Origin of the sequence: Pseudoalteromonas fuliginea, from assembly GCF_000690055.1 — a bacterium.
GTDB lineage: Bacteria > Pseudomonadota > Gammaproteobacteria > Enterobacterales > Alteromonadaceae > Pseudoalteromonas > Pseudoalteromonas fuliginea.
Map to the genome: position 1 here is coordinate 1 of NZ_JJNZ01000011.1, position 13,002 is coordinate 13,002.

Below are 13,002 nucleotides of genomic sequence, written 5' to 3' on the forward strand. Positions count from 1 at the left end.
TTGTTGTAGGTGAGGTTTTATAAAATAAAAAGCGGTGTTAATGCTAACACCGCTTAAAAGTCACTATTTACTCGCAGTTATGAACGTTTATAACATCGGTTTTAGTACATCATATATGGCTTCAATGTGATCGTCTCGGTCATTGAGTGCCGCAATGTAACGGTATTTTTCGCCACCAGCTTCTTCAAAAATTTCACGATTTTCGCCTTCAAGTTCTTCAAGTGTTTCGAGGCAGTCAGCACTAAAAGCAGGGCTTATAATCGCTATGTCTTTAATTCCCTCACTTGGTAGGCTTTGAAGTGTTGCATCGGTATAAGGTTTTAACCATTCAGCTTTGCCAAAGCGGCTCTGAAACGTACTAATTACTTTATCTTTATCCAAGCCTAACTTTTCTACTACTAAGCGGGTCGTTTGTAAACACAAACAATGATACGGGTCGCCTCGTTCTAAGAATAGTTTAGGCATGCCGTGGTACGAAAAAACCAATTTTTGTGGCATGCCGTTTGCTTCTAAATCTTCACTGATGCTGTTTGCAAGCGATTCAATATAGCGTGTATTTTTATGATAGCCGTTTATAAAATGTAGCTCTGGTACCCAGCGCCATTTACGCAGTACGTTTGATACAGCATCAAACGTAGAACCCGTAGTTGGGCTCGAATATTGTGGATACATTGGCATTATAACAATACGTGTTAATCCCTTTTCTCGTAAGGCTTCAAGGCCAGCTTCAATAGATGGATTGCCGTAGCGCATTGCCATAACAACTTCGGTATTGGTGTAGCCTTTTTCTTTTAGTAGGGTATTTAACTTAATACTTTGCTGGCGTGTAATATGGGTTAGTGGTGATCCGTTTTCGGTCCATATACTTTCATATAATTTGGCTGAACGCTTAGGGCGGACTCGTAAAATAATACCATGCAAAATAATCATCCATACTAGGCGTGGTATTTCTACAATACGGGGGTCTGATAAAAACTCTCGTAAGTAAATACGCAGTGCTGCAGCCGTCGGCGCATCAGGACTACCTAAGTTGGTAAGCAATATTCCCGTTTTTTGGTTAAAACGCTGATCGTGGGGATTGTCGGTAACGGCAGAAAATCGCGACACGGTGTGCTCCTTCAAGCAAAGTCATTAATTTATTTTAGACACATTGTAACGAAAAAAACTGCGATTTAGATCAATCATTTAGCGGTTTTAACCATTATTCTAAATGGAGTCGGCTTTTTGGCTTCAAGCTGTTGCAGTTTTTCGATTGATTTGCGGCTAAATATATGGCCTTTTGGTAATAGCATTATGCCTGTGTGGCTATGCAGAGCATGTCCTAAAATCATGTTCTCTTTAAGTTCGCTAGCGTTACAAATAAGTATTGAGCCAGCTGAGCTTTTTTGCTCACGCATTTTTGTTTGACTAGCCTCAAGAGCACGTACAATTTTAGGGTGATAAAATGTACCGCTATAAAGCTTTACAGTATCGAGCGCATGTACATGGCGGTCTTGTTCATTTGCGGCATTACTTTGTTCAAAAGCATCCCAGTAATCACGCGCTAAACCCAACACCATTGCGCCAATCGGTATATCGTTACCGGCTAAACCTTTTGGCATGCCATTCCCGTTATAACGCTCAAACTGATGGTAAATAGCGTCAGAAACATCATGTAAATGTGTTGCTGGCATTAGCATTAATTGTGCTGTGCTTGGGTGCGTATAAAATGTTTTACGCTGCGACTCGCTTAATTTATTGACTGGTTTTTTATAAAGATCAGGATCCATGGCAAGTAACCCTATTTGCGCTAAGTAGCCAGCCATCGGCGCAAGATCGATACTTTTCTGCGATAAATTTAAATAAAGCGCTATTTGGGTGCAGGTATTGGCAATGTTTTGTGCCCTATTTCCATCGAGATAAGGGTTTGCATTTATAAAGTTATATAAAAGCTCGACGGTTGATTTATGCTCTATCTTTTCTCGTTCACTTGCTTCTTCTAATTGTTTTAAAACTTGTTTGATTTGTTTAGTTCGTTTTTCTACGCGTTGTTCAAGATCATTGTTTAATTCGATAAGTTCTAAGTTTTGAGTTTTTACTTGTTCTTCAAGTATTTGATTTTGTTTTTTTAGCTGAAATTTTTCAAGGCTATTATTAATGCTGCCAAGTAGCAGATCGTTTTGCCAAGGCTTTTGGATATAACCGCTTATTTGACCTTGGTTAACTGCGGCTAAGGTTGTTTCTATGTCGGCATACCCTGTTAATAAAATACGCTGTGTGTCAGGCGCAAGCTTACGGGCTTGCTCTAAAAACTGTGCGCCATTCATTTTTGGCATGCGCATATCGCTGATGATTAAGCCAAATTCGTGGCTTTTTAAATGTGTTAAAGCTGTTTCGGGGTTACTGCACGCGATCGCCGTTAGTTTGTTTGTTTTTAGTAAACGGGTGAGTGAACGCAATACTATTTCATCATCGTCAACGCATAGTACATCAATGTGAGTCATGGCAGCTTTTTTAGCTGTGTCTGTCATAGCTTTATCCTTACAAGTCAATAATGTATTTTTTATTTAAGATTACTTTATTAAAGCGTAGCTCAAAAAATCACTCCAGTTACATAATTGTCAAAGATGATTAGGGCGCGTTGATCTTTGTGGATTAAAATTAGTCCCTAGAAAGAACCTTTCGGGCAGCGCATGTTTGTTATTTATGCTGCGTTATCGACTACTTATGGATAATAACCACACTACATGGCCTTGCCTAAAAACCAAGCAGTCTACTGCAAGTTCAACCACCAAAGAGCAACACGCCCTAAATGTTTATGCTTAAAGTTAATTGCTGAGTAGTCGGCAAGTTAAAAATGCTTGTTTACGCTATATGCTATTTTCGACGAAGAAATAAAAGTAAATAGTGCCTTAGACTAAGTTACGAGTATTTTTTGTTCATTACCCGTCAAAACAGACAATAACCATTATAATTCACATTGTAAACAAAACGTTAAATCTGGTAATTTGAAAATTAATACCTGTTTTGTATGTATTTAACGCACTTTTAAGTGTTTTTTTCTTATGTTATAAAATATTTGCATAATTACACCATTTTTTATTTCTTTTTATTTGTATATGTTGCTAGGATGTTTGCACAGGCTGCTAATAAAGTGGTTTAAATAATTTATAAGAACACACAAAAAAACAGGGTCGTCACTATGTCAACATACCGTTTAAATACACTTGCTGTAGCCGTTGCTTTTGCGTTTAGCGCACCAAGCATTGTTAACGCAGAAGAAGCACCAGTGCAAGCTGCTAAAAACATAGAGCAAATATCTGTATTAGGATCGCGTGTATCTAACCGCACCTCTACAGAGTCTTCTTCTCCTATTGATTTAATTGACGCGGATGATTTAACTAAAGGTGGTTTTACCGAATTAGGCCAAAGCCTTCAAGCGACAGCGCCTTCATTTAACTTTTCGCGTACACAAGTATCAGACGGTTCTGATTTATTTAGACCCGCAACACTTCGCGGCTTACAACCAGATCAAACCCTTGTATTAGTAAATGGTAAACGTCGTCATAACCAATCAATTTTTGGCCTTAACGGTACAGTAGGTGCAGGCGCTGCGGGTACTGATATGAATGCCATTCCGCTAACGGCGCTTAAAGGCGTTGAAGTATTACGCGACGGCGCTGCAGCGCAGTATGGCTCTGACGCGATTGCAGGTGTTATTAACTTATCTCTTAATAACTCAACCGGTATTACAACGGGTTTTGTACAATACGGCGGCACAAGTGAAGGTGACGGCGACACTATTTCAGCAGGTTTAAACCGTGGTTTTGAATTAGGTAACGAAGGCGGCTTTATTAACCTATCGCTTGAGTACCGTGATGCCGACGGCACTAACCGCGCCGAGCGCGATACGGGTGGTTCGCTTAATGTTGAACCAGGTACGCTAAGTGAAGATGTACGCTGGGGCCAAGGTAACTCAGAAAGTGAATTTACGTCGTTATTTTACAACATGGCATTACCAATGGGCGACGGCGAGCTTTACTCGTTTGGTGGCTACTCTGAGCGCACGGCGCTGGGTAATGGTTTTTACCGTAACTTTAACGAAGCCTCTAAAAACGTAACACAAGTATACAGCGATGGTTTTTTACCGCGCATATATAACGAAGCACAAGATATTTCAGTCGCGCTTGGTTTTAAAGGCGATATAAACACAGATTGGACTTACGATGTATCGGCTGTTTATGGTGAAAACCAATACGATTTTACATCACGTAATACATTAAACGCTTCTTACGCGGCTGAGTATTTATTTAATAACCCAAGTGCAAGCGATACCGATATTACAGCAAACTCTGGCCCTACTGGCGGTTACTCAGGTGGTTTTAGATTCGATCAAACAACGGTTAACCTTGATGTAAACGGTATTGTAGATATTGGCCGTAGTGAGCCTTTATATGTAACAGTAGGCGCCGAATACCGTAAAGAAAACTACGAAATAGTGCCAGGCGATGAATCATCATACGCCTGTGGGTTAGCAAATATGGATACCTCGTACCCATCAGTAAACGATCCGGATCAATTTGCACAGTGTGGTTTTCAAGCTTATAACGGCCTTCGCCCTGAAGCGGCTAACGACAGCGACCGTAACAGCTATGCAGTTTATGTAGACGTAGAAACCATGATCACCGACGCATGGAACGTAAGTGGTGCGCTACGCTATGAAGATTTCTCAGATGCTGGGGATGATTTAATTGGTAAATTAGCAACACGTTATGAATTTTCAGATGACTTTGCAGTACGTGGTGCACTATCTACTGGTTTTAGAGCGCCATCACTTCAACAAAGTGGTTATACAGCTTTTACAACTAACTTAGGCTCAGACGGCACATTAACGCAGTCGTTCACGGCAAACACTGGGACCGCTTTCCCAAGTGCGCTAGGCGTAGATAGCTTAGAGCTTGAAACATCAACAAACTACAGTGCAGGTTTTGTTTACGATGTAACAAGCGAGCTTTCGTTAACGGTTGATTTTTACCGTGTAGAAATTGAAGACCGTATTACACTTGGCAGCTTACTTTCGGTTGACGACGTATCGTTTAGCTCAGAAGCGGTTGCAGCGCTACAAGCAACTGGTGCAGTGCAAGCTAACTACTTCTCAAACTCGGTTGATTCTACTACGCAAGGTGTTGATATTATTGCATCGTACCGCACTGAAGTTGAAGGCGGCAATTTAGGAGTAACCTTTGCAGGTAACCTAAACGATACTAAAATTGACAGCGTAAATGCAAAAGACGGTATTCCTGAAGCGGTTGCTTTTGATGATTTACAACGTAGCTTTTTTACCGACGGACAACCGAGCGAACGTGCAACGCTTACGTTTGACTACGAACGCGATGCCTACACATCAACCATTCGCTTTAACTACTTTGGCGAAACAGACGTAAAATACTTTGGTAACGACCATATTTCATTACCAGGTGAGCTTTCGCCTACGGGTTCATTTAAACCAACAAGTACAGTTGAGTCTGCAGTGTTAGTTGATTTAAATGTTAGCTACCAAATTAACGACATGTTTGCGCTTTCGGTTGGTGCCGATAACGTATTTGACGAAACGCCAGATGAATTAGGTGATGACGAAGTACTTAATTTTATCACCAACGGCGCATTTAAATACCCTGTACGCGCATTGCCATACGGTTTTGACGGCAGAACGTATTATGCAAAAGTAAGCTTTAGTTTTTAATTTATAAAGTAAACTAAGTAATTATAAGCGCAGTTATTAACTGCGCTTTTTTTATGCTTTTTTATTATAAAAAAGCACCTGTTGGGCATTAAAAATACTTGCGCGGTTGAAAATTAAGCCTACAATCGCCATCTCTTAAATAGGCCAATATAAAAGCCTCTTTATTATTTAACTTAAAATAACCATTAGTTGATAGGAAATATATGACTAAAAAATCTAAAGCAAAAACCGCAAACACCAGCGCGGTAGACACAGGACGAGGCGTTATAAACCACAATGCACTAGCAGCGTTGGTAACCTCTAAATTATTTAAACCACAGGTGGTTAAAGCTAAAAAAGGCAAAGGTTCGTTTAAACGTAGCAACAAGCATTCAGGACAAGAGTCCTATTTAATCGCCGCTTAAATAGCAACGATCAAATAGGGCTTTCGCCAGCGCAGAACTAACTCACGCGAGAAGCATCGTTTTTAATTTTAAAGTCTGTTTTTCATTTTAAATATGACGAGCTTCACTCGTTACGCCAGCAAGCTGCGCGTCTACAAGGGAATGATTATTGAGCTGCGGTTACGATTTCTTGTAGGCGTAGAGCTTGCTCACGCGAGAAGCGCAGCTTCTAACCTAAAGTCTGTTTTTCATTTTCAATATGACGTGCTTCACTCGTTACGCCAGCAAGCTGCGCGTCTACAAGGGTTTATACCCAAGTTTCAGAATATGATGTGTAGACGTCGAGCTTGCTCACGTTAGAAGCAAAGCTTCTCATTACTTAATATCCTAAAAACTGCGTTTTTACACGCCAACAAGCTGCGCGTCTACAGGCTATTCCAGTCTTGTTACTTTTACTTTTATTTTTCCTGCGTTCGCACCATAAAAGCGGCTTAAGTCGTTTGCAAATGGGCAAAACTCACCAGATTTAGTAATTTTAATATCAGCGCCGTCAGCTATTTTAAATAGGTGCTCGTCGTTTTTATTAATCGCCCCTATCAACGAAAACCATTGTGCATGAGGCAATCGTCTAAATGGCTCAAGCACTGCCATTGGGATTTCTTTTACGCCAAGCTTCACATTATCGCGATGCCAACCTATTGGTGTGCACTTTATACCATCGTCAAACCAGTATTGATTTGGATATGGGGTAAAACGGTAAGTAGCGCCTTGCTCTAGCATAAGGCCAGTTGCATTGTATTGCTCACTAGCAAATACTATTACATCTTGGCTTTGGTTAACGCTCAGCACATTCATGTTTTGATTAGCCAGTTCTATATGTTGGCTTAAACCAATAAAGCTAAGCGTGGTGTTGTCGTTATAGCTAATTTTGTAATGCAGTTTTTTAAGCGATTCTGGGCGGTAACTGGTTAGCTTGTTAATACGCTCTGCAACGCTGTGATGCACTAAAGGTTTAAGATTGCTAGCTTCGTTATCTATAAGTACATAGCATTCTCTGTCTACTAGTTTAAATAAGGGGTTAAACCAAAAGTAATTTTGCTGATGGCTTAATGCGAGCGGATCAGGAATAACCGTCACATCATCTTGCGCAACTAAGTTGTTATCGGGTAGTAGTGTTGTGTAATCTATATCGTTGCTAGTTAATAACGAAATATTAAGCGGTTGCTCTATTAACCACTCAAGTGCATAACGCAAGCTAATATCGGCTAGGCCATCGCGGTAGTAACCACCGCCAATGTCTGAATGCGCGCCAGCAAACCACAGCTCGGTAATATTATTTTGATGGTTCATTAGTGTGGGTTCAAAGGCGCGGCGTTTTTCATCAAGCGATACACAGTGCAGAGCTTGAGATACGTTTGTGGCTATGGTGTGGTTTTCAAAAATAACATGTTCAGCGCCGCGCGTTGCTTTACTTACTTTTGATAAGCCAATTGAGGCTACTGTATCAAATACACAAAGGTAGACTCGCTCACATATTAATAACTCCAGACATTTTGCAAAGCGCCTGGCAAGTGCTGCACCTCGACTAAAACCTGTTAAAAGTAGTGAATCGCCTAGTTGGTAATGAGTTTTAAAATCGGTTAAAGCCTGATTTAAAATACTGGCTACATCGTCACCACGAGGTGCAAATGTTTGGTTTAATACACGCTTTAAGCGACTACCTTTAGTGCCTATCCCTTGATAATAAAAACTGAGTTGGTTTGACTGTGGGGTAATGGGGGAGTCTTCTAATTTACCGCCAAGCAGTAAGTGTAATTTTAGAATATTAGAAATACTGGCGTCTTCTTTAAAGTGTTCTGAGCTAAATTGCTCTGCGTCACGGGGCTCATTCCCTGTGCCATCAAAGTTGAAAATTAGCGTTTTGCCCGTCATAACCCAATTTCCTTAGTTGTTTTAAATACTCTACACAGACAATGTTAAAAATTAAAGACAGTGATAACGCTCACTGCCTTTAATTTAAATCGCCTTTAATGTAACTTCATTTTTGGGCGCACTACACGCAGTACTTTTTCGCTTATCCATAATGCAAAGGTTTTTGCACTGCCGTGAATAGCGCGTTGATGCATTCTATAAAGCGATATATACATAAAGCGGGCAATTTTACCTTCAATAAAAAAGGTATTACTGGTGAGGTTACCCATTAAATTACCCACAGTACTGTAGCTTGATAAATTAACAAGTGAGCCATGGTCGCTATACTTAAAGCCGCGTAGTGGTTGCTGTTTTAGCGTGGCGATAAGGTTTTTTTCGACGCACTGCGCCATTTGGTGCGCCGATTGTGCGCGTGGTGGTACTTGCTTACCATCTGCCTGCGTAAATGCGCAGCAATCGCCTAACACAAAAATGCTTTCATCAACGGTGCTTTGTAAAAACTCGTTTACTTGAATTTGGTTGCTGCGGGTCAACTCAAAAACACCTAAATCTTTTATAAAATCAGGCGCTTTTACGCCTGCTGCCCACACCATAATATCGGCATCAATGTGTTCTTCATCTTTGGTGATAAAGCCTTGTGCGGTGCCTTCTTTTACTTGCGTTTGCTCACGTACGTTTACGCCGAGTTTTAATAGTTCGCGTTTGGCGCTGGTGGCTATGCGCTCTGGTAATGCAGGTAAAATACGCGGGCCTGCCTCTATTAAATGTATATGTAAACGTTTAGACGACATATTTGTTAAGCCATACAACTTTAATAGCTCAGACACATGGTAAAGCTCAGCTGAGAGTTCAACACCGGTAGCACCGCCGCCTACAATGGCGATATTGAGCGATTGTTGTTGATTGTCGTCCTGATGAAGGCGCGTAAAGCTGTCGAGTAATGAATGCTGAAAGCGTTCTGCTTGTTGGCTTGAGTCTAAAAAGTAACAATGCTCTTTTATACCTGGGGTATTAAAGTCGTTACTTACGCTGCCAATGGCAATAACAAGGTGATCGTAGCGTACCGTGCGCCCAGGTAAAATGGTGTGGCCTAACTCGTCGTTGAGCGCGGAGAGAGTAATTGTTTTATTGCTTTGGTCTATATTGCAAAAAGTACCAAGTTGAAAACGGTAATGATGTTTTGCGGCATGGGCTGAGTACACAACGCCATCTAAATCGGGGTCAATAGAGCCTGTCGCTACTTCGTGCAGTAACGGCTTCCATATGTGGGTACGGTTTTTGTCTATTAACAGTATATCTGCTTGGTTTTTTTTCCCTAGTTTATGCCCTAGTTGGGTTGCAAGCTCTAGCCCGCCAGCACCACCGCCAATAACGACGATTTTAGGTATTGTAATACTCATAACGTTGCCCTTAAAAATAATATACCCAAATAATCTGTATTATTTTTAGTGTTTTGAGGTTATTTGGGTATTATGAAAATTATTTTTGGCAAACGTAATAACATACTCTTTAGTGAGGTTATTTTGCGCTTAAATAAAGGATATGTCAGCAAAAAATGATGATTAAAGGCATATAAGTTATACTCACTTTTTTATCGCTTAGCTGTGCAGTTAAATCGCTGTTTGAAAAACAACGAAAAGGGTATTTATGACCACGCCATTAATTCAGTCACTTGAACAACATTTTGGTTTTAGCCAATTTAGAACAGGGCAGCAACAAACTATAGAGCAGCTTTTAAATGGTCAATCGTCGTTGGCTATATTTCCGACCGGCTCGGGTAAATCGTTGTGTTACCAACTCACTGCTTTGCACTTACCTAATTTAACCTTAGTGGTTTCGCCTTTACTTGCGTTGATGAAAGATCAAATTAGCTTTTTAAATAGCAAAGGCATTTATGCTGCCAGCCTTGATTCGAGCCAAGATCAAATGCAAAGCAGCACTGTAATGAACGACGTGCGAAACGGTAAAATTAAAGTATTAATGGTCTCGGTTGAGCGATTTAAAAACGAACGCTTTAGAGAATTTATAAGCCAAGTGGCGCTTTCTATGCTGGTGGTAGACGAAGCGCACTGTATATCAGAATGGGGCCATAACTTTAGACCCGACTACCTTAAACTGCCACGTTACCGCGAAGAGCTTAATATTCCTTTAGTGTTGTTGCTTACTGCAACGGCCACAAAAAAAGTAAAACGCGATATGGCAGAGCGATTTGCTATATCGCCTGAGTGCATTGTACAAACGGGCTTTTACCGCGCTAATTTAGATTTAAGCGTGTTGAGTGTTAAAACAGCCGATAAAAATACCGAGCTTACCAACATTGTGCGCGCGCAAAGTGGCCCTGGTATTGTGTATGTAACGCTACAGCAAAGCGCAGAGCAAGTCGCTAATGTGCTAAGCGCGCAAGGTATTCACGCTGTTGCTTACCATGCAGGGCTTGAAGATACGCTACGCTGGCAAATTCAAGATGACTTTATGGCGGGTAAAATTAACGTAGTGGTGGCTACCATTGCCTTTGGTATGGGCGTTGATAAGTCGGACATTCGCTTTGTTATACATTATGACTTACCTAAATCGATAGAAAACTACAGCCAAGAAATTGGCCGTGCAGGGCGCGATGGCAATCCATCAAATTGCTACACCCTTGCCAATTTAGATGGGCTAAATACGGTTGAAAACTTTGTATATGGCGACACCCCAGAGCTTAGCGGTATTGAATATGTAATTAACGATATTCGCCAAAGCCACCAGCAATGGGAAATGCAAGAGTACAGCCTTTCAAGCGAAAGCAATATTAGGCAACTGGCCCTTAAAACCTTGCTAGTACAACTAGAAATGCAAGGCGCAATAACGCCACAATATGCCTACTATGCCGATTTTAAATACAAATTTTTGGTTGATAAAAACGAGCTACTAAGCCAGTTTGACCAGCAGCGCCAAGCATTTTTAACACAAATATTTAGCCATACCGATTTTAAAAAAATATGGGGTACGCTAAATTTTGACTCCCTTACACAAGCCGCGCAGGTTGATCGAAAACGTGTAGTGGCTGCTCTTGACTACCTAGCCGAAAAAAACCTAATAACGCTTGAAACTAAACGTATTACCCAAGTATACAAAGTGCATGGAGAGGTTATAAACAACCCTGAACTTGCCCAGCAACTGCACGACTACTTTAGCGATAAAGAACAGGCCGAAATTAAACGTATTGCTGCACTGGTTCGCTTTTTTGAGCTACAAAGTTGCTTAAGCTATAACTTAGCGCGCTATTTTGACGATCAAAATGCACCTGAGCAATGCGGGCATTGTAGTGTGTGTAGAGGCCATGCGGTTAAGCTTGAATACTCTATAGAGCCTGCCTATATTGACGAGCAACTTATTTATCAAAAGGTAGATGAGTTTTTAGCGCATATGGCAGGTAAGGGTAATCATAATGTGGGTATTGAAACCCAATGCCGCTTTTTAGCGGGGATGAGTGTGCCGTTATTTGCGCGTAATAAAGTGCGCCAGCTGAGTGGTTTTGCACTGTGCGAGCAGATGCGTTACAGCGAAATTAAAGCAACACTTCTTGCTAGATAGGTATTTAAATAATTACCAAACCAGAATAACGATAAAAAATGTTAAATTTTTGTTTATTTTCTCGTGGTTTAACTATACTCAACGTGGATATTTCGTTCATACATAGATGATGTGAGCATCGAGACTTCAAAATTGATTGTTTTAGATGTGTTTAAAACTGCTGCAAGAAAGAGACAAAGTGGCTCGTTTTCATCAGCAGTAATGAGTAATAGTAAAGTAACCACGTTTGGTATTGTTTTTTAAGGGGATAGAGATGAAAAAATTAGTGTTATGTGTTCTGTTTTTGTTTAGTAATGTTGCCTTTGCAGATTTTGCCATTATTGTGCATCCCTCGAATGATAGCAGCTTTGACGAGTCTGTTATTACTCGAATTTACACCGGAAAAGAAAAGTCGTTTAGTAATGGCAATGCAATTATTCCTGTATCTCAAGAAGAAAAAAATACCGCTACAGAGCAGTTTAACAGCAAGTTACTCAATAAAAGCGCTTCACAGTTGAGAGCATATTGGTCAAAACTTATTTTTACTGGCAAAGGCACGCCACCTAAAGCGCTCGAAAATGACGCTGAGGTCATTAAAATGGTTGCAACTAACCCAAATACCATTGGTTTTGTTTCTACCTCTGCGGTATCGGGCGATGTTAAAGTGGTTTTAAACTTTTAATATTAAAAAACACCAAACAAGCGTGCTAAGTAATTGCACGCTTAATATTTTTAATTGGCATACCCGCTCGTTTAATTAAATGAGCTACTTTAAGATAAAAAAGTATTGTTTATAACAAGACAAAAATTTCGTTATTTAGTTGTTATCGATAATTGCTCCCTGCATTGCTCTGCATCCTGCACCCATACAGCCGTATATAAGAAATTTTAGTATCAGATTAACTAATCAAATTGATTAAGTATTATTTCGGATTAGTATTATATTTATCAACTACAATAAAATTTACTAGCACGTTTTGTTTGCTCGTGTATCCTAATTGACGAGTTTCTCTTATTTAAGCCACTATGCCGCATATTGTTATCCCCGTTGAAAATATTTCTACTATCTCAGAGCCAGTTACATGTGCTAACTGCCAAGCCTGTTGTTGCCAATTAGAAGTGCGCATAGTAACCGATACCGGCGTGCCCTTTAACTATATTGAATACGATAAATGGGGGAGCGAGGTGATGAAGCGCGCAGACGATGGTTGGTGCGAAGCGCTCGATAGAAATACGCTTATGTGCTCTATTTACGAAAACCGCCCATTGGTATGCCGCGAGTTTGAAATGGCGTCGGGTGAGTGTATTACTGAGCGCGATTTAGCGGGTATATAGTGATAGCATCCAAGTTAGTTAACTAGATTATACCTACATACAACTTATTATTACCTACAACAAAGGGGCTTAAAG

General features: G+C 40.4%; 9 protein-coding genes. 5 read left to right on the plus strand and 4 right to left on the minus strand.

Features of this window, described 5'->3' with window-relative positions; translation table 11 throughout:
* Window positions 1–87: 87 nt before the first annotated feature.
* A complete protein-coding gene (hemH, locus tag DC53_RS16310; RefSeq protein ID WP_008139258.1) occupies window positions 88–1,107 on the minus strand; it encodes a ferrochelatase in 1,020 nt (339 codons plus the stop codon).
* A 74-nt stretch (window positions 1,108–1,181) separates the two neighbouring features.
* On the minus strand, window positions 1,182–2,510 hold the full coding sequence (gene nosR / locus DC53_RS16305) for a response regulator c-di-GMP phosphodiesterase, NosR family (RefSeq protein WP_007377405.1): 1,329 nt from the start codon (window positions 2,508–2,510) through the stop codon (window positions 1,182–1,184).
* Between the two features lie 671 nt (window positions 2,511–3,181).
* Between nosR and DC53_RS16300 the strand changes: the two genes are divergently transcribed.
* Window positions 3,182–5,722 (plus strand): TonB-dependent receptor plug domain-containing protein, encoded by a 2,541-nt coding sequence (locus tag DC53_RS16300; protein WP_033028673.1) that lies wholly within the window; start codon window positions 3,182–3,184, stop codon window positions 5,720–5,722.
* A gap of 203 nt (window positions 5,723–5,925) precedes the next feature.
* Entirely contained in the window at window positions 5,926–6,126 is a 201-nt protein-coding gene (gene arfA / locus DC53_RS16295) for a ribosome alternative rescue factor ArfA (RefSeq protein WP_033028674.1), read from the plus strand.
* Window positions 6,127–6,537: 411 nt separating this feature from the next.
* Here the strand turns inward: arfA and DC53_RS16290 are convergent, their stop codons facing one another.
* The gene (locus tag DC53_RS16290) at window positions 6,538–8,037 is read right to left on the minus strand and encodes a phospholipase effector Tle1 domain-containing protein (protein WP_033028675.1); all 1,500 of its coding nucleotides are present in this window, start codon (window positions 8,035–8,037) and stop codon (window positions 6,538–6,540) included.
* 95 nt (window positions 8,038–8,132) lie between these two features.
* Window positions 8,133–9,437, minus strand: coding sequence for an NAD(P)/FAD-dependent oxidoreductase (locus tag DC53_RS16285; RefSeq protein WP_007377410.1), 1,305 nt, complete (start codon window positions 9,435–9,437; stop codon window positions 8,133–8,135).
* Window positions 9,438–9,684: 247 nt separating this feature from the next.
* Between DC53_RS16285 and DC53_RS16280 the strand changes: the two genes are divergently transcribed.
* The 3 genes from DC53_RS16280 (at window position 9,685) to DC53_RS16270 (ending at window position 12,927) form a co-directional block, all read left to right on the plus strand.
* Complete coding sequence (locus tag DC53_RS16280; protein WP_033028676.1) at window positions 9,685–11,613, plus strand: RecQ family ATP-dependent DNA helicase; 1,929 nt, start codon at window positions 9,685–9,687, stop codon at window positions 11,611–11,613.
* Between the two features lie 253 nt (window positions 11,614–11,866).
* Window positions 11,867–12,274 (plus strand): type 2 periplasmic-binding domain-containing protein, encoded by a 408-nt coding sequence (locus DC53_RS16275; protein WP_033028677.1) that lies wholly within the window; start codon window positions 11,867–11,869, stop codon window positions 12,272–12,274.
* 344 nt (window positions 12,275–12,618) lie between these two features.
* The gene (locus DC53_RS16270) at window positions 12,619–12,927 is read left to right on the plus strand and encodes a YkgJ family cysteine cluster protein (RefSeq protein WP_007377413.1); all 309 of its coding nucleotides are present in this window, start codon (window positions 12,619–12,621) and stop codon (window positions 12,925–12,927) included.
* The last annotated feature ends 75 nt before the right edge of the window (window positions 12,928–13,002 follow it).

Excerpts from the sequence above, each read along its gene's own strand:
- nosR (WP_007377405.1), bottom strand. The coding sequence starts at position 2,510 with ATGACAGACACAGCTAAAAAAGCTGCCATGACTCACATTGATGTACTA.
- DC53_RS16300 (WP_033028673.1), top strand. The coding sequence starts at position 3,182 with ATGTCAACATACCGTTTAAATACACTTGCTGTAGCCGTTGCTTTTGCG.
- arfA (WP_033028674.1), top strand. The coding sequence starts at position 5,926 with ATGACTAAAAAATCTAAAGCAAAAACCGCAAACACCAGCGCGGTAGAC.
- DC53_RS16290 (WP_033028675.1), bottom strand. The coding sequence starts at position 8,037 with ATGACGGGCAAAACGCTAATTTTCAACTTTGATGGCACAGGGAATGAG.
- DC53_RS16285 (WP_007377410.1), bottom strand. The coding sequence starts at position 9,437 with ATGAGTATTACAATACCTAAAATCGTCGTTATTGGCGGTGGTGCTGGC.
- DC53_RS16280 (WP_033028676.1), top strand. The coding sequence starts at position 9,685 with ATGACCACGCCATTAATTCAGTCACTTGAACAACATTTTGGTTTTAGC.
- DC53_RS16275 (WP_033028677.1), top strand. The coding sequence starts at position 11,867 with ATGAAAAAATTAGTGTTATGTGTTCTGTTTTTGTTTAGTAATGTTGCC.
- DC53_RS16270 (WP_007377413.1), top strand. The coding sequence starts at position 12,619 with ATGCCGCATATTGTTATCCCCGTTGAAAATATTTCTACTATCTCAGAG.